At 70.2% G+C, this 26,102-nt stretch carries 24 protein-coding genes, 1 pseudogene and 1 CRISPR repeat array; of the genes and pseudogenes, 11 read left to right on the forward strand and 14 right to left on the reverse strand.

The genetic code is table 11. The features are described 5' to 3' along the window. Together BJF79_RS66420 and BJF79_RS66425 are read left to right on the forward strand one after the other, a co-directional pair. Positions 1-816 (forward strand): annotated as a pseudogene (locus tag BJF79_RS66420) (hypothetical protein); the annotation flags it as partial. 103 nt (positions 817-919) lie between these two features. Then, positions 920-1,342: a LuxR C-terminal-related transcriptional regulator gene (locus BJF79_RS66425; RefSeq protein ID WP_075894872.1), complete on the forward strand. Its 423-nt coding sequence runs from the start codon at positions 920-922 to the stop codon at positions 1,340-1,342. On the opposite strand, the gene BJF79_RS02985 is transcribed toward BJF79_RS66425, so the two are convergent. The 4 genes from BJF79_RS02985 to BJF79_RS03000 all read right to left on the reverse strand — a co-directional run bounded on the left by BJF79_RS02985 (position 1,314) and on the right by BJF79_RS03000 (position 4,080). Beyond that, positions 1,314-1,766 (reverse strand): MarR family winged helix-turn-helix transcriptional regulator, encoded by a 453-nt coding sequence (locus tag BJF79_RS02985; protein WP_075894873.1) that lies wholly within the window; start codon positions 1,764-1,766, stop codon positions 1,314-1,316. The genes BJF79_RS66425 and BJF79_RS02985 overlap by 29 nt on opposite strands. A 56-nt stretch (positions 1,767-1,822) precedes the next feature. Next, the gene (locus BJF79_RS02990) at positions 1,823-2,044 is read right to left on the reverse strand and encodes a hypothetical protein (protein WP_075894874.1); all 222 of its coding nucleotides are present in this window, start codon (positions 2,042-2,044) and stop codon (positions 1,823-1,825) included. Positions 2,045-2,068: 24 nt separating this feature from the next. Then, on the reverse strand, positions 2,069-2,941 hold the full coding sequence (locus BJF79_RS02995; protein WP_075894875.1) for a p-hydroxycinnamoyl CoA hydratase/lyase: 873 nt from the start codon (positions 2,939-2,941) through the stop codon (positions 2,069-2,071). A 242-nt stretch (positions 2,942-3,183) separates the two neighbouring features. Next, positions 3,184-4,080, reverse strand: coding sequence for a PaaX family transcriptional regulator C-terminal domain-containing protein (locus tag BJF79_RS03000; RefSeq protein WP_075894894.1), 897 nt, complete (start codon positions 4,078-4,080; stop codon positions 3,184-3,186). A gap of 503 nt (positions 4,081-4,583) precedes the next feature. Between BJF79_RS03000 and BJF79_RS03005 the strand changes: the two genes are divergently transcribed. Both BJF79_RS03005 and BJF79_RS58245 read left to right on the forward strand, forming a co-directional pair. Further along, complete coding sequence (locus tag BJF79_RS03005) at positions 4,584-5,780, forward strand: cytochrome P450 (protein WP_075894876.1); 1,197 nt, start codon at positions 4,584-4,586, stop codon at positions 5,778-5,780. After that, the gene (locus tag BJF79_RS58245) at positions 5,777-7,963 is read left to right on the forward strand and encodes a cytochrome P450 (protein WP_262401451.1); all 2,187 of its coding nucleotides are present in this window, start codon (positions 5,777-5,779) and stop codon (positions 7,961-7,963) included. The genes BJF79_RS03005 and BJF79_RS58245 overlap by 4 nt, the downstream gene beginning before the upstream one ends. 11 nt (positions 7,964-7,974) lie before the next feature. Here BJF79_RS58245 and BJF79_RS03025 read toward each other — a convergent pair whose 3' ends face one another. Next, positions 7,975-8,790 carry an SAM-dependent methyltransferase gene (locus tag BJF79_RS03025; RefSeq protein ID WP_083733124.1) on the reverse strand — a complete coding sequence of 272 codons (816 nt, stop codon included), beginning with the start codon at positions 8,788-8,790 and terminating at the stop codon, positions 7,975-7,977. Positions 8,791-9,216: 426 nt separating this feature from the next. Between BJF79_RS03025 and BJF79_RS03030 the strand changes: the two genes are divergently transcribed. Further along, a complete protein-coding gene (locus tag BJF79_RS03030) occupies positions 9,217-9,858 on the forward strand; it encodes an isochorismatase family protein (RefSeq protein ID WP_075894877.1) in 642 nt (213 codons plus the stop codon). 327 nt (positions 9,859-10,185) lie between these two features. Further along, positions 10,186-11,541, forward strand: coding sequence for a tyrosine-type recombinase/integrase (locus tag BJF79_RS03040; protein ID WP_075894878.1), 1,356 nt, complete (start codon positions 10,186-10,188; stop codon positions 11,539-11,541). Positions 11,542-11,836: 295 nt separating this feature from the next. On the opposite strand, the gene BJF79_RS03045 is transcribed toward BJF79_RS03040, so the two are convergent. Both BJF79_RS03045 and BJF79_RS03050 read right to left on the reverse strand, forming a co-directional pair. Next, positions 11,837-12,226, reverse strand: coding sequence for a hypothetical protein (locus BJF79_RS03045; protein ID WP_075894879.1), 390 nt, complete (start codon positions 12,224-12,226; stop codon positions 11,837-11,839). Positions 12,227-12,712: 486 nt separating this feature from the next. After that, complete coding sequence (locus BJF79_RS03050; RefSeq protein WP_262401452.1) at positions 12,713-13,213, reverse strand: CRISPR-associated endoribonuclease Cas6; 501 nt, start codon at positions 13,211-13,213, stop codon at positions 12,713-12,715. 503 nt (positions 13,214-13,716) lie between these two features. Then, a CRISPR array of direct repeats spans positions 13,717-14,135; the repeat unit is 30 nt; unit sequence GTCCTCATCGCCCCTACCAGGGATCGCAAC. A 485-nt stretch (positions 14,136-14,620) separates the two neighbouring features. Here BJF79_RS03050 and cas6 point away from each other — a divergent pair. Continuing rightward, complete coding sequence (gene cas6 / locus BJF79_RS03055) at positions 14,621-15,292, forward strand: CRISPR system precrRNA processing endoribonuclease RAMP protein Cas6 (protein ID WP_075894881.1); 672 nt, start codon at positions 14,621-14,623, stop codon at positions 15,290-15,292. A gap of 55 nt (positions 15,293-15,347) precedes the next feature. Here the strand turns inward: cas6 and csx19 are convergent, their stop codons facing one another. The 7 genes from csx19 to BJF79_RS03090 form a co-directional block, all read right to left on the reverse strand. After that, entirely contained in the window at positions 15,348-15,899 is a 552-nt protein-coding gene (gene csx19, locus BJF79_RS03060) for a CRISPR-associated protein Csx19 (protein ID WP_075894882.1), read from the reverse strand. After that, on the reverse strand, positions 15,896-17,515 hold the full coding sequence (locus BJF79_RS03065) for an RAMP superfamily CRISPR-associated protein (RefSeq protein ID WP_083733125.1): 1,620 nt from the start codon (positions 17,513-17,515) through the stop codon (positions 15,896-15,898). The genes csx19 and BJF79_RS03065 overlap by 4 nt, the downstream gene beginning before the upstream one ends. After that, a complete protein-coding gene (locus BJF79_RS03070; RefSeq protein ID WP_075894884.1) occupies positions 17,512-19,788 on the reverse strand; it encodes an RAMP superfamily CRISPR-associated protein in 2,277 nt (758 codons plus the stop codon). Before BJF79_RS03070 ends, BJF79_RS03065 begins: the two co-directional genes overlap by 4 nt. A 2-nt stretch (positions 19,789-19,790) precedes the next feature. Further along, positions 19,791-21,341 (reverse strand): Cas10/Cmr2 second palm domain-containing protein, encoded by a 1,551-nt coding sequence (locus tag BJF79_RS55065; RefSeq protein ID WP_075894885.1) that lies wholly within the window; start codon positions 21,339-21,341, stop codon positions 19,791-19,793. A 639-nt stretch (positions 21,342-21,980) separates the two neighbouring features. Continuing rightward, positions 21,981-22,166 (reverse strand): DUF397 domain-containing protein, encoded by a 186-nt coding sequence (locus BJF79_RS03080; protein ID WP_075894886.1) that lies wholly within the window; start codon positions 22,164-22,166, stop codon positions 21,981-21,983. Between the two features lie 98 nt (positions 22,167-22,264). After that, positions 22,265-22,450, reverse strand: coding sequence for a DUF397 domain-containing protein (locus BJF79_RS03085; protein WP_075894887.1), 186 nt, complete (start codon positions 22,448-22,450; stop codon positions 22,265-22,267). After that, complete coding sequence (locus BJF79_RS03090; RefSeq protein WP_075894888.1) at positions 22,441-23,223, reverse strand: helix-turn-helix domain-containing protein; 783 nt, start codon at positions 23,221-23,223, stop codon at positions 22,441-22,443. The genes BJF79_RS03085 and BJF79_RS03090 overlap by 10 nt, the downstream gene beginning before the upstream one ends. 197 nt (positions 23,224-23,420) lie before the next feature. Here BJF79_RS03090 and BJF79_RS03095 point away from each other — a divergent pair, with 197 nt between their 5' ends. The 4 genes from BJF79_RS03095 (at position 23,421) to BJF79_RS03115 (ending at position 25,877) form a co-directional block, all read left to right on the forward strand. After that, complete coding sequence (locus BJF79_RS03095; protein WP_262401453.1) at positions 23,421-23,846, forward strand: ATP-binding protein; 426 nt, start codon at positions 23,421-23,423, stop codon at positions 23,844-23,846. Between the two features lie 290 nt (positions 23,847-24,136). Then, the gene (locus BJF79_RS03105) at positions 24,137-24,469 is read left to right on the forward strand and encodes an E2/UBC family protein (RefSeq protein WP_262401454.1); all 333 of its coding nucleotides are present in this window, start codon (positions 24,137-24,139) and stop codon (positions 24,467-24,469) included. Further along, entirely contained in the window at positions 24,469-24,996 is a 528-nt protein-coding gene (locus tag BJF79_RS03110) for a hypothetical protein (protein ID WP_075894892.1), read from the forward strand. The genes BJF79_RS03105 and BJF79_RS03110 overlap by 1 nt, the downstream gene beginning before the upstream one ends. Next, positions 24,993-25,877 (forward strand): HesA/MoeB/ThiF family protein, encoded by an 885-nt coding sequence (locus BJF79_RS03115; RefSeq protein ID WP_143219660.1) that lies wholly within the window; start codon positions 24,993-24,995, stop codon positions 25,875-25,877. Before BJF79_RS03110 ends, BJF79_RS03115 begins: the two co-directional genes overlap by 4 nt. Positions 25,878-26,102 lie beyond the last annotated feature (225 nt).

Consider the following 26,102-nt stretch of genomic DNA (forward strand, 5'->3'; position numbering starts at 1 on the left):
GCCGGCTCGACGCGCTCGCCGCCGCCCTCGCCGTGGGCCGGCTCGGCACCCGTCCCCTCCCGCAGGCCGCGCGGGCCGCGACCGGCCACGGCCGCGACGACCGGCCCGTCCGACCTGCTGCTGGACGCCCTCGCCGCGCAGGTCACCCGGGGCGACGCCGCCGCGTCGGTCGCGCTGCGGGCCGCCGTCGACGCCCACCTCGCCGCGCCGGACGACCTCTCCGCCTGGCTCGCCTGCGGAGCCGCCGCCGACCTGTGGGACGACGAGGCCGTGGCGCGTCCTCGCCGAACGCCAACTGGACGCCGTCCGGCGGACGGGCGCGCGCGGCGTCCTGCCGCTCGCGCTGCGCCAGCTCGCGCTCGCCGCGTCCACGCTCGAGTTCGACGACGCGGCGGCGCTCGTGGCGGAGGCCGCGCGGCGACCGGCCCGTGGGAGGTCACCGCGCCCGTGCACGCCGACCTGGTGCTGACGGCGTGGCGCGGCGACGCCGAGCGCCTCGACCGGCTGATCGGGAGGGCGCCCGGGTGGCGCACGACCGGGGGCGCGGGCAGCTGCTCTCCGTGCTCGACCACGCGACGGCCGTGCTGCACAACGGCGCCGGACGGTACGAGACCGCGCTGCGCGCCGCCCGCCGCGCCGCCCGGTACGACGATCCGGGGCTGCACGCGTTCGTCCCGTCGGAGGTGGTCGAGGCCGCGGTCCGCGCCGGCCGGCCCGAGCTCGCCGAGCCCGTCATGGAACGGCTCGTCGAGCGGACGCTGGTGGCGGGCACCGACTGGGCCGCCGGGATCGGGCTCCGCTCGCGCGCCCTGCTGACCGGCGGTCCCCGCGCCGAGGACCTCTACCGGGAGGCGATCCACCGGCTGGCGCGCACCCGCGCGGTGCCGCAGCTCGCCCGGACCCGGCTGCTCTACGGGGAGTGGCTGCGCCGCGCGTCCCGGCGCGGCGACGCGCGCGCCAGCTCCGCCGCGCACACGAGACGCTCGCCGCGATCGGCTCGGCCGGGTTCGGCGGCCCGCCGCCGCCCGCCGAGCTCGCCGCCTGCGGCGACCGTCCCGCCCGGCCGGGCACGTCGCCGCTGGAGCGGCTCACCCCGCAGGAGACGCGCATCGCGCGGCTCGTCGCCGACGGCGCGACGTCGAAGGAGGCCGCCGGGCGGCTGTTCCTCAGCCCGCGCACCGTGGACGCGCACCTGCGCAGCATCTTCCGGAAGCTGGGCCTGACCTCGCGCAGGCAGCTGCGCGACCTGCGGCCGTACCTGCCGGAGCCGGACGCCGCGCCGTCCGCCGCGCCGGGCGGCGGGCCGGACGGCGTCAGCCGGTCCCGTGTTCGGGGCCGCTGAGGGCGGTGTAGCCGAGTTCGAGGCTCTGCCGCAGCAGCGGGTGCTGCACCGCGGGGATCGCGCCCAGCATGTCGTCCTCGATCGCCTCCACCAGCGGGTCGCAGCGCCGCAGCAGCGCCCGTCCGGAGCCGGTGAGGCTGATCAGCAGGACGCGCCGGTTGCCGGGGTCGCGGCGGCGTTCGATGTGCCCGTGCTTCTCCAGCGCGCGCACCATCTCGTTCATGGTCTGGGGCGTGACGAACGAGCGGCGGGCGAGCTGCGCCGACGACAGGCCGTCGCGGTGGCGCAGCGCGGTCAGCGCGGTGAACTGCAGCGTCGTGAGGCCGTGCGGGCGCAGCGCCTCGTCCATCCGCGCGCGGATCACCAGCTCCAGGCGCTTGACGAGGTAGAGCGTGAGCGGCTCGGGCGGGTCGTTGCGGGCCATCGCCCGATCATCCCGCACCCGCCCGTCCGGCACCGGCACCGGTGAACCGCCGGGAGTCATCGCAGCCGCTCCCGCACCGCCGGCTTCCGGATCTTCCCGGACCCGGTGCACGGCAGGTCGTCCCAGAACCCGACCGTTCCGGGCACCCTGTACCCGGCGAGACGGCCGCGCGGGTGGGCGCGGATCTCGTCGCCAGAGACGATCACGTCCTTGATCCGGTCGACGATCGTCGTCCGGGCCCGCCGCAACGGCCACGAGCCCAGCCCCTCGTAACGCATCGTCGTCCCTCCCGCTCGGACCGGTCAGTCGTTCGAGTAGGCCGAGAGCCCCGGCCGGTAGGACTTGGCGTCCAGGAACTGCGACATTCCCTTCTCCCGGCCGTGCTCGGGGTCGAGGAACTGCGACTGCTCCAGCTTGGCGTACAGGTAGTCCTCGGCCTGCTCCCAGGACATCTCCTGCGCCATCTTGAAGCCGACCTTCGCGGCGCGCAGCACGACCGGGTTCATCCCGGCGAGCCGCAGCGCCAGCTCGCGGGTGCGCTCGCGCAGCCGTTCCGCCGGGACGGCCTCGTTGACCAGCCGCATCTCCGCCGCGCGGCGGCCGTCGAACGGCTCGCCGGTCATGATGAAGTACAGCGCGTCCCGCTGGCTGACGGTCGCGGCCAGCGCGCGGCTGACCACGCCGCCCGGCGGGATCCCCCAGTTGATCTCCGACAGGCCGTACCGCGCCGCCTCGTCGGAGATCGCGAGGTCGCAGGCGACGAGCGGGGTGAAGGCGCCGCCGAAGCACCAGCCGTTCACCATCGCGATCGTCGGCTTGGACCAGTTCGCGAGCCGCTTCCACTGCCACTCGGCGCTGGCCCGGCGGACCCGGATCTGGACGGACGGGTCGTCGGCCCGATCGACCTCGCGGAAGTACTCCTTGAGGTCCATCCCGGCGGAGAACGACTCACCGGCGCCGGTGAGCACCAGCACCCGGCAGCGGGGGTCGGCTTCGAGCGCGTCGAGGGTGCGCACCATCTCGTCGTTGAGGGCGGGGTTCATGGCGTTGCGTTTGGCGGGACGGTTCAGGGTGACCCACGCGATGCCGTCCTCGAAGTCGACGAGGACGGTGTCGCCCCACGGTTCCTTCGTGTCGCCGGATCCGGTGCCGTGCTCGGTGGCGGGTGCGGACATGTCGGTCCTCTCGGTCAGAACGGGTACCGGTCAGAACGGGTACTCGGCGGATTCGGCGCGCACGGTGCCCCACTGGTGCCGTCCGGTCCACATTCATCAGGAATCCTGATGAATATGCGGACATCATGCAGCGAGTAATGCAGGCGGTCAAGGGATAGTGACGATCATCACGAGGAACAATCAACAGAGACCCTGATGGTCATGGGGTCGCGGCGGGTGTCGAACGCGGGGTGACGCGAAGGTCAGGAGGCCACGGGGACGGCGTCGGCGGCGTCCCCGGCCGCGCGGACGGCGATGCCGTCCGCGAGATCCGGCGCGTAGCCCTCGACGATCTGCCGGACCCGGTACAGCGCGGGCGTCCGCAGCCCGTCGTACACCGTCTCCCACAGCCGCCGGGCCTCCCGGACGGGCCAGTCCGCGGGCAGCAGCTCGGCGGGCAGGTCCGGCACGTCGTTGACCAGGCCGACCCAGCGCACCATCAGCCGCGTGCGCACCCGCAGCGCCTCGGCCGGGGCGACCAGCCCGGCCCGCATCCGGCGCTCGCTCTCGGCGGTCTCGGTCACGAACCGCTCGCACTCGGCGCGCACCTCGGCCAGGTCCCAGGCGTCGAGAGCGCGGCCGAAGTCGGTGCCGCTGCCCGCCTGCTCGCCGACGAAGACCGTGGCCGCGCCGACGCCGAGTTCCGCGAGCACCGCGCGCAACTGCCGGTCCACGGCCTTCGGGCAGACCCACACCCCGTCGTAGAGCGGGGCGAACCCGAGCCAGCGCAACCGGCTGCGCAGCCGGTGCCGCTGGTCGCGCTGCTGTTCCGGGATGGAGAAGGCGACGCACGTCCAGCGGCCGTCCCACTCCTGCGCGGCGGTGCCGAACTCCACCAGCCGCTCCCACGCCTCCGTCAGCGTCCGCCGCCCGGAGTCGGTGAGGCCGTAGTGCGTCGACCGGCCCGACCTGCTGGACGCCAGCAGGCCCCGCTGCGCGGAGCGGCGCAGCGCCGCCCGGGCCGCCGGGACCGACACCCCGTAGTCGCCCAGCATCTCCGCCACCGCACCGGCCGGCGCGAGCGCGCCCTCGGCCGTCCAGTAGTCCCCGAACAGGGTGCGCAGCAGGCGCTGGGACTGCCTCGTGGTTTGCCCGGACATGGCGACCACGATATTCCCCCGGCTCCAGCGGCTCCCGTCCGCCACTCGTCGCCCGCCTCGTTCACGGTCAGCGACTTCCCGGGCTGCGGGTGCACCTCGCCGGTCGCGGAGTCGAGCCGGAAGAGCAGGTCGTAGATCGCCGCCGTCCGGTTGGCGTCGCCGGACGGCGTGAGGTCGAACGGCTTCGCCGGATCGAGCCGCCGGACGGCCTCGACGCCCAGCACGATCCGCGCCTGGCCGCCCGCGCCCGCGCATGCCCGCCCCTCCCCTCCGCCCTGGTCACCGCGTCCCCGTGGACACCTGGCGGCGAAATTAATACCGCTCACATGTCGCCCGTCAATTGTGATGTAGCCTTTTCTGCGGATCTGCACCGAACCGCGGGACACCCGCCTCGACGACGTCCGGGCGCAACAGGCGCTCTCGGCCGTCACAGCGAACAGAAACAGGTCTCCTGCGACCGAATACTGTCCGAGTAGGGTGACCCGCGAGAGGGGAAACCGCCCATGGCGGGACGGAACGGCCCTGCGCTTCCGGACGACTTCGACGCGCGCGCGCCGGAGACCTTCGACAGCCCCCACCGCACCTACCGCGACCTGAGAACGCGGTGTCCCGTCGCGCACTCCGGCGAGTACGGCGGCTTCTGGGCGCTGACCCGCCACGACGACGTGGAACGCGCGGCGCGCGACTCCGACCTGTTCATCTCTTCGGTGAAGGCGGTGGTGCCCAGCGACCCGCGCGGCATCCGCCGTCCACCGCTCAACTTCGACGCCCCGGCCCACACGCCGTTCCGCCGCGCCCTGGACCGCACCCTCCACCGCACGCGCCTCGAAAGGCTCGAACCCCGGCTGGCCGAGCACGCGCGCCGCGAGATGGCCCGCTACGTCGCCGCGGGCGGCGACATCTGCCGCACCTTCGGCACCGTCTACCCCGCCTACACCGCCGCCGAATGGCTCAACCTGGACGACGACCAGGTCCCGGTGCTCGCCGACCACGCCACCGAATGGGTGGACGCGTGGCGCCGCCAGGACGTCGAGGTCGTCTCCGCCCGCAGCGAGCGGCTCTACGACATGGCCCGCGCCCTCGTCGCCGACCGCCGCAGGCACCCGCGCGACCCCGAGCAGGACCCGGCTAGTTCCCTGCTGGACGAGACCGTCGACGACGCCCCGCTCCCGGACGAGCTGGTCGTCGGCGCGCTCCGCCAGTCCCTGGTCGTGGGCATGGTCGCCCCGCCGATCCTCTTCGGCGGGATCTGCGTCCACCTCGCCCGCGACCCCGAACTCCAGGACCGCCTCCGCCGCGACGCGTCGCTGCTCCCCGCGGCCGTCGAGGAGTTCGTCCGGCTCTACACCCCGTACCGCGGCTTCGCCCGCACCGTCAGCGCACCCGTGACCCTGCACGGCCGGACGATCGCCCCCGGCGAGCCCGTCACGCTCGTCTACGCCTCCGCGAACCGGGACGAACGCGTGTTCGCCGAACCGGACCGGTTCGTCCTCGACCGGCCGAACATCATGCGCCACCTCGGCTTCGGCCGCGGCCGGCACCGCTGCGTCGGGATGTCCCTGGCCCGGCTGAGCATGCGCGTCGGCCTGGAGCAGTTGCTCGCCCAGACCACCCGCATCGAACTCGACGGCCCCGTCGAGACCACCCGCATGCCCGAGGTGGGCGCCCAGGCCGTCCCGCTGCGGGTGACCGGCCGGTGAGCGGCGACATCGACCTCCCCCGCCGCCAGGCCGGGCCCAACCCGCAGCACCTCCTGCTCAGCATCCTCGGCGACTTCTGGCCCGGCTCCACGGCGCCGATCCCCGCGGCCGCGCTCGTCGCGCTGCTCCAGGCGTGCGGGACCACCCCGGACGGCGCGCGCGCGGCGATCAACCGGCTCGTCCGGCGCGAGGTCTTGGTCCGGGTGCGGCGCGGCCGAACGAGCCTCTACCGCCTGTCCGAGTCGGTGGTCGTCAACGGCGTGCACGGCCTGCCCCGGATGACGGCCTTCGGCGGCCCCGACGACGCCGAAGCCGAATGGGACGGCACGTGGGTGCTGGTGTCGGTCGGCGCCACGGCCGAGCAGTCGGCCCGGCGCAGATCGCTGCGCACCCGGCTGCGCGCCCTCGGGTTCGGCATGCTCTCCGACTCCCTCTGGATCGCTCCCTCGACGCAGCGGGACGCGGCCGTCGACCTCGCGGCCGCCTCGGACGTCCCCGTGGTCGTCGTCCACGGAACCGTCGTCCACCCGGTCGCCGACGGGGTGCTCGACGCGCTCACCACCTGGCCGCTGACCGAGATCCGGGACGAGTACGAGGCCTTCATCGCCGCCTACCGGCCGGTGATCGACCGGGCCCGCCGCGGCGAGGTGAGCCCCGACGAGGCGTTCGGCGTCCGGGTGCGGATGACCGACCACTGGCGCGGCCTCTACCGCCACGCCCCCGCCTGCCGTCCGAGGTCCTCCCGCCCGGCTGGCCGCGCACCCGCGCCCACGAGGTGTTCGCCGAACTCCACGACCGGCTCGGCCCCCTCGACGAGCTCCGCTGCGCGCAGCTCGTCGCCCCGCACTCGTCCCCGGACACGCCTCCCCCGCGCCACTACGCGATCGGCGACGGCTTCGCCGCCGTCCGGAAGCGGACCGCCGGGGAGTGACCGCTATCGGACGATCAAGGGCTGGCCCGTCCGGGACGAAACGGGAGAGGCTGGGCACAGTCGTCGAAGCCGGAGGCCGCAAGTGGGCGTGGTGTTCAACCCCTACGACTTCTACGAAGTCGACTCGGACCCGTACCCCGTCTACGCACGGCTGCGGGAGGAATCACCCGTCCACCGCAACGACGACATGGACTTCTGGGCCCTGTCCCGGCACGCCGACGTCGTCGCCGCCTTCCGCGACCCGGCCCGCTTCTCCAGCGCCAACGGCCCCCTCCTGGAGCGGCGCGCCTGGGGCCCGCAGGCCCAGCAGGCCATGTCGTTCATCGCGATGGACCCGCCCCGCCACACCCGGATGCGCCGCCTGGTGTCCCGCGTGTTCACCCCCCGGCGCATCGCCGAACTCGAAGAGCACATCCGCGCCGCCGCCCGGCACCACGTCGGGACGGCCGTCGAACGCGGCGAGTTCGACCTCGTCGCCGACATCGCGGCGCCGCTCCCCACCGACGTCATCTCCGAACTCGTCGGCGTCCCCCACGAGAACCGGGCCGAACTCCGCCGCCTCGCAGACCTGTCCCTGCACCGCGAGCCCGGCACGCAGGAGATCACCCGCGAAGGCGCCGACGCCCTCCTTCAGATGGTCGGACATTTCGCCGAAATCGTGGCGGACCGCCACCGGCAACGCCGCGACGACCTCGCCTCCGCACTCCTCGACGCCGCCGCCGAAGAGGAACCGCTCACCGACGCGGAGATCATCGCGTTCCTGCACCTCCTCGTCGGCGCGGGCAACGAGACCACCACGAACCTCATCGGCAACGCGTGGTACTGGGCCTGGCGGAACCCCGCACAACGCGACAAGGCGTTCGACGGCCGCGTCCCCGAGTGGGTCGAGGAGACCCTCCGCTACGACACCCCCGCCCCCACGCAACTCCGCACACTCACCGAGGACGTCGACCTGCACGGCACGCGACTGGCCGAAGGCGCCCGGATCGTCCTGCTCCCCGGTGCGGCGAACCGCGACCCCCGCGTCTTCGACCGTCCGGACGACTTCGACCTCGACCGCGACACCTCGCAGAAGGTCAGCTTCGGCAGCGGGCCGCACTTCTGCCTGGGCTCCTCCCTCGCCCGGCTGGAGGCCCGGATCGTCCTGGAGGAAACCGTCGACCGCATCCGCGGTTTCGACCTCGACCCCACCCGGGCCCGCGCCCCCACTCGGCCTACATCCGCGGCTTCTCCGCACTCCCCATGTCCGTGACCCGCCGCTGATCAGGTTTTCCGCGCGACCGCCGCGAGCCAGACGCCCCGCAGTTCCTCGTGCAGCAGCGGCGGGTCCGGATTCGCCCACTCCGAAATACACGTGACCCCGGGTTCCACGATTTCCAGCCCGCGCAGAAACCGCTCGACGTCCACCCGGTTACGCGGATGCATCGGTGCGTTGCTCTTCGCATATACCGCGAGCCCCGACCGGTTATCGCTCGGCCGCGTGTCCCGGACGCGCTCGTCCGTGATATGCGAGATCACCAGGAAACTCCCCGGAGCCATCGCCTCGACCAGGCGCCCCACGGCCCCGAACGGATCGTCGTCGTCCGGCACGAAATGCAGTATCCCGGTCACGAGAAGGCACATCGGCTCGTCCATATCGAGCGACGCGCGCGCCCCGTCGAGAATCCGCTCCGGAAAGCGCAGATCCTCCTCCAGGACCGCGACGCCCGCATCCTCCGCCAGCAGCGCCCGCGCGTGCGCGCACACGTTCGGATCGTTGTCGACGTAAACCACCCGCGAACCGGGCGCCCGCCGATGCGCGATCTGATGCACGTTGTCCATCGTGGGCAGCCCCGTGCCGACGTCCAGGAACTGCCGGATCCCCCGCTCGGCCAGCACCCCGATCGCCCGACCGATATACCTCCGATGTTCCCGCGCGTACAGCGGAGACAGGGGTTCCAGCTCGGTCAGCCGCTCCGCGGCCTCCCGATCGACGGCGAAATTGTCCTTCCCGCCGAGCATCGCATCATAGATGCGCGCAATGTTCGGGACGTCAAAGTTCGGCGACATCGTCTCCCCGTAAGACTCGATCGGGAACACACACTATCCACCACCCTGACACCCCTCAACAAAACTCGTGCATGGCCGGATTCGGCCGCACGAAAAGCGACCTTGTCGAACCGCAGGCCGCCGACCGCACCTCCACTGTGCGGCTTTGCCGGCGACGCGCCAGTAGATGATCACTCCGTTCCAGAAGAACCCATACAAGAAGGGTGAACACCACAAGAACGATCAGGGCCAGGGCGACGGCGTAACGGGCCGCGACACGGCCACCGCGCCCGACAGCCGCCCCGGACCGTCCGCACCACGCCCCCGCACCCGAGGTGCCGTCGGTCACAGCACTTGATTTATTTGCTTGCGCAGGCAAATAATGAGGTGTCCGCAGCGGACCGCCGGTCAAGACCGGACGGCCCCGAAGGTCGCCGAGGTCATCGGTGACCACCCGTCGTCACCGAAGGAAACGCAATGGCAACGACACCCCTCACCCCCGACAACAGCGCCGTCGTCCTGATCGACCACGAGGTCGGCTTCTCCAACCTGGTCAAGTCCCACAGCATCGAGGAGACGCTCAACAACACCCTCGCGCTGGCCAAGGTGGCCAAGGTCTTCGACCTGCCACTCGTGGTCACCGCGGCCCGCGAGAGCGACCCGGCCGGCCCCCTGTACCCCGAACTCAAGAAGGTCCTGGGCGACCACCCCGTCATCCACCGCGCCCCGATGTTCGACGCGTTCGACAACGCGGAGTTCGCCGCGGCGATCGAGGCGACCGGGCGCGAGAAGCTGGTCATGGCGGGCATCCAGACCGATGTCTGCCTCGCCTTGACGGCCCTGACGGCGATCAACCGCGGCTACGAGGTGTACATCGTGGTCGACGCCTCGGGCGCCACCACCAAGGAGACCCACGACACCGCGGTCATGCGGCTGGTCCAGGCGGGCGCGGTGCCGGTGAACTGGCTCGCGGTCGCCTCCGAGCTGCTGCGCGGCTGGGTCGACCAGCCCCTCGCACCGGCCGTCGGCGAGATCATCTACGAGCACCTGCCCTCGTGGGGCCACCAGCACGCCCTGACCGCCTCCGTGGAGGAGTTCGCATCCGCATCGTCCAGGTAAACCAGTGCCGGCCACCTCTCCCGTTCGCGGCTCGGTGGCGTCGGGCCCTGATGACATCGTGACGAGAAACGGCCGAGGGCCCGGTCGGAGAATTCTCCGACCGGGCCCTCGGCCTGCGTTCCTTGGTGGAGCTGAGGGGATTTGAACCCCTGGCCCCCTCGATGCGAACGAGATAAACTCAAAATTCTAGCAACTCGCGTTCAACAACTTTGGGGTAATATCCCAGGTGAGACGCAGCATGTCTGCCACCTCATGTCACCAGGTATCAAGATCGCCCACACCGTCCTGATGACATCTCGATGACACGAACGATCATCGGAGGCACCCATGGGTTTCGCTCGCCCCCGCAAGACCAAGGACGGCAAAGACCGCTACATCGCCCTCTATCGCGACCAGCGAGGCCGGGTCCGATCCGCGGGAACATACACAACCCAGCACCAGGCAGACAAAGCCTGGCAAAAAGCCGAAGCGAAGCTGCAGTTAGAACGGCTCCCCGACGCAGGCAAGGGCCGTCAACGCTTCCGCCGCTACGTCGAGGACGTCTGGTTCCCCAACCACATCGTTGAGCTCCGCACCCGAGAGAACTACGACTACGAGATCAACCGGCACATCATGCCCTGGTTCGCGACCATGCGGATGATCGACATCATGCCCATCGACGTCCGCGAGTGGATCACCCACCTGCAAAACGAGGGCGTCAACCCACCGACCATCCGCTACTGCATGACCGTCCTCAGCGCCATCTTCACGACCGCGCTGAACGACCTCGTCATCGTCCTACACCCCTGCAAGGGCGTGAAGACACCGCCCGTCCCGAAGAAGAAGCGCCCCATCATCACACCCGAGCAGTTCGACGCGCTCTACGACGCCCTGACCGACCCCCGCATGCGACTCCTCGCCGAACTCAAGATCGAGACCGGGCTCCGGTGGGGCGAGATCACCGAGCTCCGCCCCAAGGACCTCGACCTCACCACACGAACCCTCACGGTGAGCCGAGTCATCATCGAACTCACCCCGAGACACCACCCGGAAGGCGAGCGCTTCCTGGTGAAGGACTACCCCAAGGACCGAGAGCACCGCACCGTCAAGCTCAGCCAACAGATCACGAACAAGCTCAAGATCTACATCCAGAGCAAGCACATCACCAACGACGACCTGATCTTCCGCCTGAACCCCGAAGAGCTCCCACGCCCGCCCCGCCTCCGAGTACTTCTCCCTCCGGAAGACCTCGGCTACATCGAGCCCGACCGCCGGTACCGCCACGGCACCCTCAGTGGTTACTCCGCAGGCAAGTGCCGCTGCCAGCACTGCCGCGACGTCTACGCCGACTACCGGGCACGCCGCCGCGAAGCGGGCAAGGACTCCCCGAGGCGCCGCCGCCGAATCAACACCGACGGCCACATCCCCCGAAGCTGGTTCCGCGAACGCGTGTGGAAACCCGCGATCGAGAAGGCCGAACTCCGCGTCCACGTCCGTCCGCACGACCTGCGCCACGCCCACGCGTCCTGGCTCCTGGCCGGCGGCGCCGACCTCCAGGCGGTGAAGGAACGCCTCGGCCACGCGAGCATCACCACGACGGAGAAGTACCTGCACACGCTCCCGGACGAGGACGACAGCGCCCTCGACGCCTTCGACAAGATCCGCAACCGTTCCAAGCCCACCACGGAGATCAAAGCCGTGTAGCCCACCGTGAGCGTCGAACGCCAAAGGCCTGTACGACTACTTGTCGCACAGGCCCTTTCCTCTTACTTCTTCTGCATCGCGGGCGCGAAGACGGTAGCAGTGAGCTCGCCGCGACCTCGCCGCCCCGTCCGGCGGCGTCCGCGCCGTCCGCCGCGCGGCGGACGACCGTCCGCGGCGCCGTCCGCCCGGACGGACACCGTCCGCACGCAACGGGGGCCGTCCGCAAGCGCGGCGGCGGGGATAATGTCCACCTCACCCACACACGCCCCCGTTTTCCCGCCTGAGAACATGGCCCTCAAGGCAGCCGTCGGCGTAGTTGCTCCCCCAGTTCGTCCAGTCGGCGGACGGTCCGCGAAGCCTCCTCGGCGTACCGCTCCACCTCCGCTTGTGTCTCGCCCGAATGCAGCGCGGCGACCACCTGGTTGAAGTTCACTCCGATGCGGCGCGCCTGCCCCACCGCTTGCAGCACCGCGCCCAGAGCATGCCGAAGGACGGCGTACTCGGGACGCGCCGTACCGCGCGCCGCCTCCAGCGTCGACTGCGCGGCAAACGCTCCGACCGCCAGCTTCTCGGCCTTCGCCGCCGCCACCACGACCGCGTGTTCGTCCTCCGACAGCGAGAATCTGACCGACCGATCTCGGCGCGGAGTGCGATGCGATCGCCGGTTCTGCTGCACCAGCTTCATCGTCGGCCTACGTTCGTCTTCACCGATCATCCGTCACCCCCGATTGGATCGCGCTCGATCCGTCCGCCAGCCGGACCGCGCCCGGTCCGGCTGTCATAAGTGCACGATTTCCATTTCTTGCCCCGCGCCGCCGGAGCGCGGCGAAGCCCTGCCGCGGAGACCGTCATCTCGGGGTGCCGACCGTGCCGACACGCCGCAGCCGAACGGTCGTCCGCGCAGGCGAAAGCGCGCCCAGCTCGCAAGGACTACATCGTCCGATACGCACGAACGGTCGGCGCCGGGCCCAGCAGACGCGCCGCCTCGATTACGGCACCGTCGCGTGCACGGGCTGGGCCGCCCATGCCGGTTGCAAGCCTTCCTCAGCTATCAGGCCGCTGTTGATCGTCCCGGTCTTGGGTAGCACATCTGCAGGCTTCGGACGGGGACCAGGCGCTGCACGGCGTGGGGCGAAATAGTCCTTTCCACGAACACTCGAACTGCGCCGTCTCAGGCTCCGATCCAGCCCATCCCGGTGCTGTTGGCCTGCCCGAGCCCCCACGAATGTAGCGCGGCGAGTGTCCTGGGCGGCCCCGACACGGCGACCTCGACGCAGGCCCCCGGCTTCTTTCCTTTTCCACCGCGACTACCTCCGACGATGAACGACCGCTTCGCCCCAATCCAACGAACCTCGTCGAGCGTGACGTCCGAGTCCAAGCCGAGGGTCTCAGCCTTGCGCCGCAAGTTGCTCTGCACGTAGACGTCCCATTCAGGCTCTCTCGGCAGGCGCCACACTTGGCGATGGACACGCTCATCGTTCTCGTCGCGTCGTGGGACCTTCATGACCACGGGCGTGACCGTTCGGAATACGGCCCGGCCGGAAGTGAACTCGGGTGCCTCCACGGACTCGACCTGGTCAACTATGAATGCAGTCGCTCCCCAGGCGATCACCGGGGACGACGCCAGCGCCTTGGCCCACCCCTCGACCACCTCCGGCAGTGGGCTGCCCATCTCCAGCACGCCCGGCCCGTCGCTCGTATAGACGCCACGGCTACGCCGAGCCGACGGGAAGACCGGCGCCCCGTACCCGAACGGCACCAGCCCGTGCGGTCCCCAGCCGTTGGCATGCAGTGTGCGCGCCAGTTCAGGCGCCCCTGACCCCAGCAACGCGTAGGACAACGCCCGTCCGGGAGCGAGCACATCGTCCCACGCTAGCTCCCGCGCCCCTGTATGAAAGGTCAACCGCAACCGCACGATGCCCTCCGTCGTTTCTCGCTCAAGCCTCGATCGGCGACGAACCCTACGCCCGTCTCGTACCGAAGATCGACGAAACCGCCGACTCGCCACGAAAGCCGACCTTGACGATCACGTGGCATGCTTCGCTGGGATGGACACACATCCGTCCCACCCATTTCAGCAAGCCTCCCGGCTCCACTGCACAACCGGAGGTTCGCTGCAAAAGCAGCCGAGCTTCGGCCCCGCAAGTAGCACGCAACCTGCGGCTTTACCATCGGGTCCTCATCGCCCCTACCAGGGATCGCAACCGTGTTGGTACTGGCTCGGCGCGATCAGCGACACGTCCTCATCGCCCCTACCAGGGATCGCAACTACTGGATGCCGGTGCCTCGCCAGGTGTGGACGAGTCCTCATCGCCCCTACCAGGGATCGCAACAGCGCGCACGGCCCGTGCCATGTCCGGTCACCCGGCCGTCCTCATCGCCCCTACCAGGGATCGCAACGTGATCTGCAGGAGGCCGTCCGGGAACAGGTCGGTGTCCTCATCGCCCCTACCAGGGATCGCAACATTGCGCTCACGAACTTGAAGCCGGGGACCGGCAGTCCTCATCGCCCCTACCAGGGATCGCAACGCGACGAAGCAGCACCGGGTGCAGGGGTAGCCCCGTCCTCATCGCCCCTACCAGGGATCGCAACTGGTCGGGCGGGAACTGCCCGGCGCGCATGGCCTCGATGGTCCTCATCGCCCCTACCCAGGGATCGCAACAGGCCGCTGTGGAGGCTGTGGCCGCAGTCGCCGTAAGTCCTCGTCGCCCCTACCAGGGATCGCAACCGTTCGGCGGCGGCGTTCTGCCATACCTTGTGCTCGCGTCCTCATCGCCCCCACCAGGGATCGCAACGGCCCGAACGGCGCGAACACCTTCGTGTGCAGCTTGCGTCCTCATCGCCCTACCAGGGATCGCAACAGGGCGCGTAGGTTCGTCCATCGGACTGTCGTACGTGCTGGGTTCGCCGGTGAAGGGTGGTTCGGGTTATGCCGGTACGGGTGGTCGTCGAGCTCGGCCCTCTCGACGGGCAGGCACCTCCGGTGCCGCCGCCGCACACGGGGCCCGCCATCAATGCGGCGTTCCTCGGCGCGCTGAGGGGTGCGGGGGAAGACGAACTTCCTCGTTCCTGCACGAGATGAAACCGCCCAAGGCATACACGCTCACCCCGCTCCTCGACGAACGGAACCGGCGCGCCGACGCGTCCAGCAAGCGCGTCCGGTTCGAAGTTGCGGTACTGCAGGACGAGCTCGTCGGACGGGTGCTGGGAGCAGTGACCAAACTCGACGAGGTACGCGTCGCCCGCTGCCGGTACCGAGTGGAGGCACTCGGCACAACGGTGGAGACGTACCGGGAACTCTGCGAGGCCACACGCCCAGAGACCCACTGGGTTTTCAAGATCTGCACCCCTGTGGCGTTTTTCACCGCACGGGACGAAGGGGTCCGACGGGTGCGGCCGTTCCCTGAAGCGGAGTGGGTGTTCTCGGACCTGTACCGCCGTTGGACGGTTTTCGTGCCGGACGTGCCGCTGGACGCATCGGTCCAGGAGGCGATCGTCGGCAACCTCGAAGTCGATGAGCACCGCCTGACGACGACAGCGCACCTGCTGAAGGCAGGTGCGCCGCTGACGCACGGGAGCGTCGGAACGGTCGGGTACCGCCTCGCGGATTCGCGGCGGGTGTCCACCGAGGCCCGGACGTCCTTGGACGCCCTCGCCCGGTTCGCCCTCTACGCGGGCATCGGGGACCGCACCAACATCGGCATGGGGCACGTCCTGCCGCTCAGCCCACGCACGCCTCGACGCCGCTGAGCATCGAGAAGGTACTCACCGCCCGGTTCGCGCCCGGAGGGTCACGCGCGACGGGTCATAGGGCCGTTCCCAGCAGATAGGGCTCCGCCACCTCGATGCGGACGAGCCGTTCCTCTGCGACGTACGCGTTGCCGTGCCCGTCCCGCGTGACGTACTCGTGCACTTCGAGAGAAGCGTGCTCCCGGACGGGGATCTCTGCAGGGATGCGGCGCGCACCGACGCGCGCTGTGGTCAGGGTGGTGTACCCCTGAGGGGCTTCGTCATCGCGCACCGCCGTCCCCCAAAGCAGGTAGTAACCGGGGATGACATCGACCGCCTCCACCGGTGCGAGCCGGGTGAGGCCATCCGGGAGCAGCTCTTCGTACGGCGTCAGGAACACGGCAGTGCCCCGGCCGTCGTCCCGATTCTGCCAGCGCAGCTCGGCGCGCTCGTCGAATAGGCGGGCCTCGAAGACCCCGTCCGGCGGACGGGCCGCGGCGTCGGCGGCCGTGACCACCTCGTAGCGCCAGGGTGTGGACAGTAGCGCGGTCCCGGCGGGCGCGACCGCCAGCGCCTCCGCGAACGTGACCTCGTCGCGGGACGCCGCATGCAGGACGCTCCCCGTCATGACGTCTCCCCCATCGAGCAGCTCCAGTACCGTTCCCAAGCGACCGCGAGCTCCCCGTCGGCCAGCGCCTCGTCAAGGCTCTCCCAGCGCGCGCCCGCGAGGGCGACGGAGCCGACCTCGATGTCGCCGAAGCCGCGCGTGACCATGCCACCCAGCGGGACGAGCCCGTCCCGCATGTCGCGCAGGACGATCAGCAGCAGCGCCAGCGCGCTGTCGCGGTAGTCGCCGAGCCGCGTCAGGTCGATCTCCAGCCTGACGGGCCGCCACGTCACGCCGTGCGGTTCCAGGACGTTGAACAGCAGGTGCTCGGCGGCGCCGCCCGTCCACCGGTCGATCGCGACGTGGTCGGCCTGGTCCATGCCCTTGCCCGCGAGCTCCGCGCGGGTCGCCGGGTCGAGAACCGGCCGGTCCTTGTCTCCGTCTCCCTCCTCCGGTGCCGCCCCGACGACCTTCTCCCAGGTAGAGGGGGCGAGTGTGACCGTGCTGACGCAGTCCTCGACGGTCAGCGCCGCGCTCCCCCACCGGTGTTCCGGGTGGCCGGCGACGTTGGGCGTGGCGGACGCCTCGTCGGTGCGGGCGGTGCCGAACAGGGCCCGGACGACGTCGAGCTGATCGAGCTGCGCCCGGAAGGCGCGGCTGAAATCGTCCGCGTCCGTTCCGTTCCCGCGCGCGTCCGGTGTGTCGACCCCGCAGGCGGTGCGTTCGACGAACTCGGCGTGGCTGCGCAGCGCGCCCTTGATCGAGCTGCCCGGCAGCGTCAGCGCAACCTCGTCGGGCCCGACGCGCGTGGTCAGCGGCAGCGTCTTGACGGCCGCGCCCTCCCTGCCGTCCCGCACCATCACCGGCCCGGTCGGCCGCCATGCGAGCTCCACGGTGAGCACCTCCCGCCGGTCCGGCAGGTCCGCCTTCGAGACATCGGACGGGACGTTTCGCTCCGCCGTCCCCCGGACGAACGCCAGGAGCCCGTCCCGGGTGGTGAAGTCGTGCTCGCGGACGTCCAGCCGCTCATCGAGCAGCCGCACCTTGCCGAGGCCCTTGCTGCCGGACGCGCCGAGCCGCACCCGTTCGTCCCGCAGCGCCGCGATCAGGGCGGCGAGCCGGGCGCGGTCCCGCTCCAGGTCGCCGTCCTCCACCTCGATGTCGAGTTCGAGGAACAGGTAGAAGCCGGGCGGCACGACGGTCCGCGCGTACAGGAAGCCGGGCGCGGCCGCGCCGGTCACGCGGTCGATGCCGACGCCGTCGCGGATGCCGAGGTCGGCGACCTCGAGCGGATGCTCGGGCCCGCCGTCCTCGCCCTCCTCGGTCCGGGACGCGATCGGGGCGTCCCGCACGACGACCCGGCTGGCGCGCCCCGAGTTCGGCTGGTTCTCCTTGACGAACCCCCAGAAGTCCTGCAGCTTCTCCCCGGTGGTGTCGGCGCCCTCCATCCACGCGCGGAAGGCGCCCGCGAGGCTCGTCCCCGGCACGTACAGGCGTTCCCGGCCATCGACGGCGACAGGCAGCACCTCGGCGGGGTCGGCGGCGATCCCGCCGACGTGCAGCGGTGAGGTCGTCTCCAGCAGGCCCCGCAGCCGCAGCCGCCGGTCCATCGGACGTCCCCTACGGTTCGACTTCATCGCCGCTCCCCTTCCTCGCGGGCTTCCCGCCGGGTGCGCACGGCCAGGCAGGCGGCGATCATGCTGCGGCGGGCCTCGGCGCGTAGCTCGGCGCGGCACCGGTCGACGCCGTCGGTGGTCAGGGACAGCCGGTCGAGGCCGTCGATGTCCAGCAGCTCCCACGGTTCGGTATCGACCAGGACGCCCTCGACGGCCTTGCCCGCCGCGTCCCCCCAGTCGCGGGTGAGCCGCCGGATGCGTCGCGTCAGCGTGGCACCGTCCTCGGCCAGGTAGGGGAAGAGCCCCCGGAGGTTGTTGAGGCGAGTCGACGTCAGCCCGGCCAGCCCGCCGAGGACGCGGCCGTCCGGTGCGGCGGCGGCGCGCTCGCTCGCCCGCCGGATCTCCGCCCGCCAGGCGGCCCGCTCGATGACCCGCGCGGCGTCGTGGCCTTGACTTGACGGTTCGAGGGGCTCGGCCTCGCCCGCCGGACGGGCGTCATCGTCCGGCGGGTCGGCCGCCTCGAGGTCGTCCCGCTCCAGGAACGGGTCGTTGATCCGGACCTGCCCGAACCCCTCCCCGCGCCGGTCGCCGACCCCGGCGAGCTCCACGGCCGCGATCGCCTCCGGCGTGACCGTTCCCTCCGCGATCTCGAAGGTCAGGCAGCCGCCGGCCGCGAAGCCGGGCAGGACGGGCCGGGGCAGTCGCCAGCCGGTGTGCCACGACTCGGTGCGCGCCGTCTCGTACCGGTTCGGGACGAGTTCGGCGTCGCCTTCGACCGGGTCGAGCACGACTCGTCCCGCCCCTGTCTTCTCCAGGGCGTCCTCGAGCGCGCGCGCCAGGTCCTTGGGGGCGTTGCTGGGGGCGAGCCGTTCGTTGCGGACCTGCACGTCCGACATCAGCCACACCCGCAGCGTCGTCCCCGCAGGGTTACCGGGCGGCGTGCCGTCCGGCTCGCCGAGGTCGACCTGGACGATCCCGTAGTCGTCCTTGCGGGACCGCCCGAGCCGCCACGTGCCCGCCAGGGCCTCGCCCCAGCCGCCCGGGAGGATCCCGGCGCGGACCCGCACCTCGCCCGCGAGGACCGTCTCCGCGGCGAGCGCCCGGTAGACGTAGACGCCGCCGAGGTCCTCGGTGGGGCGCTGCACCTCGTCGTTGATCGTGTTGTGCATGCGCATCTCGAACTTCGGCCGGTGCACGGCTACGGTGTTCCCGGCGCCGGAGATGTAGCCGTCCCGGAGCCGCTTCGTCGCGGCCTCGGACATGGCCCGCATCCGGTTGACCAGCACGTCCGGGGCGTCCTTGCCGCGTTCGAGGACGCGCGGGACCGGCCTGCCGGGTCGTCCGTCCACCACCGGCGTCGCGTCCGTCACCACCAGGTCGCCGCGCCGGAGGGCCGCGGCCGCCGGGTCGTCCAGGCGCCGCAGCACCTCCCGCAGCATCATCCAGCCGGGGATGTGGTCGCGGCCCTGGACGAGGTTGCCGACCGTCCGGTGGTGCGCGATCAGCGGGGCCTTCAGGGTGATGCGCAGCGGCACCCGCTCCCACTCGCCGTCCACGGCCGCCCCGTCGCCGCCGTCCGGCCCGTCCGGCGGTTCGGGCTCCGGCGGCTCCTCGGACGACGCGGTCCAGGCGTCCAGTTCGCCCTCACTCGGCGGCTCCCAGCCCAGCTCGAAGCGGCAGCGACCCGACCCGCGGCGCCGGTTGGCCCCGACGCCCTCGACGAGCCGCGCCCCCAGATACAGCAGCGTCCGGACGCGGTTCAGTTCGTCGCCCGGCAGCCCGTCCGGCAACTCGACCCGTCCGGCCAGGGCGACGCCGCCGCGCGCCATCTCGTCGAACCGCAGCATGTTCTCCTGCGCTGCCCCGGACACCCGGTCGTGCGCGACGCCGGGCTTGACGAACGTGACGGCCTCTTGGAGCCGCGGGTCCGCGCGCAGCGCCGCGCCGAGCCCCGCGGGGAACCGGAACGGCCCCAGAAAGCGCAGCGCCGCACTCCGGGGATGCTCCACCCGCGCGTCCGGAAGGCTCCGCGCCTCCGCGCCGGGGTGGGCAGGCTGGCTGCCGAAGACGTACTCGACCCGGCGGTGCCACGGGCCGAGGCCCCCGCCGTCGAGCGCGCGCGCGGCGACCTCGCACGCGTCCCGCCACACCCCGTTGACGGTCTTCGCCGGAAGGTACGGCAACCCGTCGTCGTCGCGCAGCACGCGGGCATTGAGCTGCCCGTGCCTGCCGGTCCCGGTGCCGATGTGCCAGTCGCTCAGCATGTGCACCGTCAGATCGATCGTGGTGCCCACCGTCACGCCTCCTTCGGCAGGAACGGGGCTGCGTTCATCGCGTCCAGCAGGCCCGTGCGGGCGATGCCCTCGTCGTCCGTCCAGAACAGGGAACCCTCGTCGCAGGCGAGGCCGACGACGTCGTCCGCACCGAGCCATGTCTGCAACATCCCGAACCTGGCGTCGGCGACGTCCCGTCCGTGGAACAGCCCGGACCGCAGCTCGTGCGCCTGCACGGACGGGATCACCCGCTCGCCTTCGCGCTCCGCGACCAGGGCGCGCACCCTCGCCTTCAGGTCGTCCCAGTGGCGGTGCCTCACGGCGCCGTCGCCGACCACGTAGGGCTGGGCGGTGAGCCGCACGTCCTCCCCGACCTGAGCCTCCCGGCGCAGCCTCCCGAGGTCGGTGAACGCGCTCTCCTGCAGCACGTGGAACGACAGGGCGCAGTGCTGGGCGTCCAGCTCCTCCTTCACCCGCTTCGCCTCGCCCGTCAGTTCCTCGGCCAGGTCGGCGGCGCTGTGGAACGGATAGTTGCGCTTGGTGATCGCGACGCCGGCGCACGCCCCGAGCCGTTCCAACTCGTACCCGGCCTCGCGCATCCGCTGCCCCACATGGCGGTGCGCGGCGCTCTCCGCCGCGAAGTTGGCCAGGTAGCGCTCGGCGAACGGCAATGCCAGGCCGCCGTCGCACACGACGGTGACGTCGTCGCCGCCGAGGACGAGCGGCAGCAGCTTCGGCACCTCGCCGTCCAGCTCCTCGACCGTCCGGCGGAAGGCCGTTCTGGTGCACTTGTCCACCCCCGCCGACAGCTCCCGGAACCGCTCGAGGTAGCCGAAAGGGTCGTCGTCCCCCGTCATGAGCTGTGGGAACTCCCGGAACACCTTGCCCATCGCGTTCCCGTCGGCGTGGACGACCGCGACCCATTCGGCCCGGTCGTTCAGGTGCTCCACCACCCCGGCGAGCTTGCGCTCGTCCACCCCCATGTCGTCGGCGAGCCGCGCGAGCGCGTGCGGGAAGACATCCAGCTTCGCGAGGCTCGGCGCCGACCGGGGCTCGGTGGGGCGTTCGTCCGCGTCCTTCGGCTTGGGAGCCTGGACGATCCGGGCCGCGGGCAACCCGCTGGACGTGCACCGCGCGGCGATCGGCAACCCGAGGAACCGCAGGTCCGGCCCCGGCCGGGCCATCCGCACCCCGAGCAGTGCGCCCCGCGCCTTCTCGACCGCGTCCGCCAACGCGGCCGCGCTCGTGAGCTCGAACTCGTCCCCGACGACCCCGCACACGTCCAGGCCGGGGGCGTCCTGCAGCGCCCGTCCGGTGACCTCCGCGACGATCCGCCGCCCCTCGTCCGCCGTCTCGACGAGCAGCGTCACGCCTCCGGCGTTGGCCGCCATGACCTCGACCCCGTGGTCCCGGAACCGATGCTCCTCTCCCCCGCCCCCGAGCGCATCCGCCAACCACCGGGTCTCCACCCAGGTGATCAACTCCGACGCCCCGACGTTCTCCCGGCGCTTGTTCGACCCGAAGATGTAGGCCTGATTGCCCGCCGTCTCAAGCACCACCACGTGCGCCCGCACCCCTGACCCCCTCCCGTCGTCCACGGCCCTCGCCCAACACCGATGGACGAACCCAACGCGCGTCCCGTCCACTCATCCCGCGAGTTCGGACCTTACGGCCACGCCACGGCTATGTCCGTCGAGCCGCTCCGGTACCGGACGACCTGTTCCGGGCACGGAGGATCCATCACTCTACTTCGCGGACGCTATCTGACGATATGAGTCCATTCAAGCGACCACTCATCAAGACTACACACCCATTTGGAGATGACTTACAAGTACAGAAAAGCGCCAATATTTGTCAATTATAGTGCAGTTCCGCGTGGTACAGGAACCCGAGCACGTCCACCATATCACCAGAACGACCAAGTTTTACTCTGGTGCACTTCTGCAGGGCACGGAGACGTGTTCTTACTTTTCTGCTTTTCTTAAACGTTTCAATCTGATGCAGTTTCGCAGGGTGCGGAGACAACACCCCGAACTTCGGGTCCGTGACCTGCAGCTTCTGCAAGATCATGCACCAACCCCCCTCGGGAGATCTCGGCGACCGACCAACGGATGATCTTCACTGGGCACTCCATGCAGGTCAGCAGCACATCAAAGCAGGGCGCCAACCCCCTCCTAAATCCGCCTCCAGAGAGGTTGGCACGCTTTCACCGATCACTCCCCCTTGGCGATCTCCGTGACGCGAGAGAAGTCAACTCGCCTCAGGAGCAACTTCGGCCCGTTCGAATCTTTGCTGTCGCGGACAGCAACCCCACCAGAGACGGCCGCCAACTCGATGCAGTGGTCGCCCTGCTCGCTGCTGCGGGACGCCTTACGCCACCGAGCGTTACCCGAATCCATCGTTCACTCACCACCTCTGCGGAACGCAGGATGCGGGCCGACCACCCAAAGCCGCGACACGGCAGCCGACCCGTCCTACCCCACCGGGAAGGTCCGAATCAGAGCTTCTTGATTGCCTGGGCGATGGCACTGAAATCGGCCTGCCCGAAAATCAGCTTTGGCCCTTCCGGGTTCTTGCTGTCGCGCACGGCAACACCATCGAGCGTAGCCCCCACTTCGATGCACTGGTCGCCCTGCTCGCTGCTGCGGGACGCCTTACGCCACCGTACGTTGCTCAGGTCCATCGTTCGCTTACTACCTTCCGCATGAGTCGCCGGGTCTCCTCTGGATTGAGGGATCCTGCCTGCAATCTAGTGAAAACTTGAACGCCTTCGTTGAGGTTACACGGATCGCTGGTGATCTCACCACCCACAGCGTGCTCGGCAAAGAGCAGATTGGACTGGTCCGCTTGGGTAGCGATCGAAAACGACGACCGCAACCCTCGGTAGAAGCCGAACGGCGCCACCTGGACGAGTACGTTCTCTCGCAGCGAGAAGTCGGCAAGGAACTCTATCTGCTCTTGCATCGTCTCCCTGGAACCGACCTGCCGATACAGCACACCCTCGTCCAGTACAAGGCAGGCCATTGGCGGAGATGGACGAATAAGTATCTCTTGCCGCCGCAGCCTATAGGCTATGGCCTCCTCATCCGTCAGCAGCGCACGCGAGTACGATTCCACCTGGAAGAGTCCATCGACAAGCACCATGGAGAGAGTCCGCAAGAGCACTGCGGTCTCCTCGGCGCTTGGGAAGTCTTCGTAGTAGGCCGGGTAGCCAACCTTCTTGACGATGTTTTCCCACGCCTTCATCACCTCGCCGTCGGCGTGCAGGCCGTCGTCGAGGCGCATGGCGAAGTCTCGTCGGCAGCGCGTCCGCCCCTTCTCAACCTGACCCACATAGCTCGGGGTCACGGCGACGACCTTGGCCAGGCTTGCACGGGTCAACTGAGCCTTCTCACGAAGCTCCTCGACCACCGCACCGAACTTGATCAAGTCCGGGGAGGGTTTCCGTGCAGCCATACGAACCTCCATCAAGCGCCCTGAAGCGAGATCGAAGCGGACCGAACGAATCGAGTGCACTGCGTTACTCCATCATCACAGTAAGCCTTCACGTGAGGTCATAGGGCCGATTCGTCGTTCTTCCCGAACACAGGAGAGGCACCGTCATGATCCACAGCAGTCCAACTCCGCCAGCCTGGCCGGAGCCCATGGCGATGATGGTCGTTCCCGCAGAGCCCGAGGCCGTGAAAAGGGTCCGCGACTGGGCCGGGGCATGGTTCTCCGGCCAGGGACACACCCCCGACGTGGTCGACACCGCCCGCCTGCTGGTCAGCGAGCTTGTCACCAACGCCTGCCGGCACGCACCTCCGGACACGAACGTCCTCGTCCGCATCTACAACTCGACCGCCGGCCCAACACTCGAGGTCTGGGACCGCGGTGACGGACGGCCCACAGCGAAGCCGCTCGACGAGACGAGCCAGTCCGGACGCGGCCTGGCCATGGTCGAACTCATCGCCGAGACGTGGGGCGTCACCCCGCTCGCCGGCGGCGGCAAGGCGACCTACGCGGTCCTGGCAACGCCCTCGGTCCCTGCGCCCCCGGCCGTCCGTCCATCGGTCACGGGACATAAGCCCCGACGATGAGGGAGCCAGCGTGGGCAAGACCATCCGGATCAACGGCATCGACGTCCCGGTCATCGCCGACCAGCTCAGCGGCAACGAGATCAAACGGCTCGCCGGGATCGCCCCCGACAGGGTCCTCGTCAAGCAGGACCGGGACCGCAACACCATCGTCCCGGACGCGAAGCGGCTGAGGGGCGCGCGACGACAGCTTCACCCATCACGCGCGCCATTCCAAGGCCGCGCCGCTCGACCGGCGAGCGGCGCGCGTCCGGCTGGAGGCGGCAACGCTCGCAGCCGCGTACCCGTCGCTCCTGGTCCCCGACGACACGTCCTACGTCTACATCAAGGACTTCCGGCTCCCCGCGGGATGGGTGCCGGACCGGACGAACGTCCTGATCGTCCCGCCCGCCGCCTACCCGGAGTGCGCGCCGGACGGCTTCTACCTCGGCGCGCGGCTGCGCCGACGCTCCGGCAACCACCTCGTGCAGCCCGGCCACTACTTCCGCGACTACCACAACCCGTTCAAGGAGCTGGGCTACCACTGGTACTGCCTGGAGGACACGGACCGGAAGTGGCGGGCCGACCAGGACTCGCTGGTCACCTTCGTCGAGGCGATCCGCACCTACCTCGGCACGGTGGACTGATGCGCTGCATCGTGCGCGTCCCGTCCGGCCTGTGGCGCGAGGCGTCGCGACACCTGCTGGTGTCGCCGTCCGAGCGGATGGCGTACCTGCTCGCGCGGGCGAGCCGGTGGGACGACCCGTGGCGCGGACCGACCACCGACCTCCTCGTCCGGCGGGCACTGCTCGTTCCGGACGCGGCGCTGCTCACCCAGTCGCCGACGCGCCTCGAGGTCGAGCCGGCGTTCACCCAGGAGGTCCTGCGCGCCTGCTACGAGACCGGCATGTCGTTGATCGACGTGCACACGCACCCGTTCTCGTCCGGCCCCGTGTGGTTCTCGAGTCACGACGAGACGAACATGCAGGTGACGCACCGCGAGTTCGCGACGATGATGCCCGATGAGCCGGTCGCGGCCGCCGCGTCCCTCGTCCTCGGCCCCGGCGGGTTGGCCGGGGCCTGGTGTCCAGACCCCGACGACGTCCCGAAGTCCCTGGACATGGTCACGCTGGCCGGTGTCCCACTCACGGACGAGTGGGGGTGTGCGGCATGACCGTCCGGGACACCGACCGGCACGACCACCAGGTCCGCGCATTCGGCGCAGCGGCCCAGCGGCGGTTGCGCGCGCTGACCGTCGCGGTCGTGGGCGTCGGCGGCATCGGCTCCCTGGTCGTTCAGGGGCTCGCGCACATGGGTGCCGGACGCCTCATCGTCGTCGATCCGGACCATGTGGAACCCACGAACCTCAACCGCTTGGCCGGAGCAACCGACGTCGACGCACGCTCGGAAACCTCGAAGATCGAGGTCGCGGCAAGGCTCGCGCGCAGCATCGACCCCGACATCGCCGTCCACCAGCTCCCCGCGTCGGTCTTGGACGCCGACACGTGGCGGGAGCTCCGCTGCGCGGACGTGATCGTCGGGGCGGTCGACGAGCATGCACCGCGCTGGGCGCTGAACACGCTCGCCGTCCAGTACCGAAGGCATTACATCGACACCGGAACACTGGTCAGCGACGAGAGCGGCACGCTGGACGTCTCCGGCCACGTCGCGACCGTCACGCCGGACGGGCCATGCCTGCTGTGCCTGTCCGGGTACGACCCGAGCCAGGCGTCGATGGAACTCGACCCGGGCCTCACGGCGGCGAAACGCGCCGCCGGTTACCTCAGCGACGCCCCGGACGAGCCCGCCCCCAGCGTGATGTTCCTCAACCAAGCGGTCGCGGCCGTCGCACTCGGCGAACTACTCAACATCGTCGGCGACTGGCACGCTCCCCGGCCCTACACGCTCGTGGACCTGGGCCGACCGTCCCTCACCGCCATGCACGCCGAGGCATCACCCGACTGCCCCGCCTGCGGCCCCGACTCCACCCGAGGACTCTGCGACACGGCGCCACCGCCCTGCTTCACACCGCCGGAGCCACCGCCTCCAATGTGAGCCCGTCCGTAAAGGGGTGTGTGGCCTACACAGGCCACACACCCCTTTTGCTTGTTCACTTAAAACTTTTCCACTTGCTCACCCTGGTGCAGTTCTGGGAGATATGGGGGCTTTTGCACTACGGCGCTAAGGGCATGTAGTGGGGGTTTAAGAGCGTGTATCACGTGGCGGAGTGAGGCGTGGTGCGGGATAATGCTCGGCTGTGGCGTCGGATCTTGCGCTCCG

It is taken from the genome of Actinomadura sp. CNU-125 (genome assembly GCF_001942465.1).
In the GTDB taxonomy this organism is placed as follows: domain Bacteria; phylum Actinomycetota; class Actinomycetes; order Streptosporangiales; family Streptosporangiaceae; genus Spirillospora.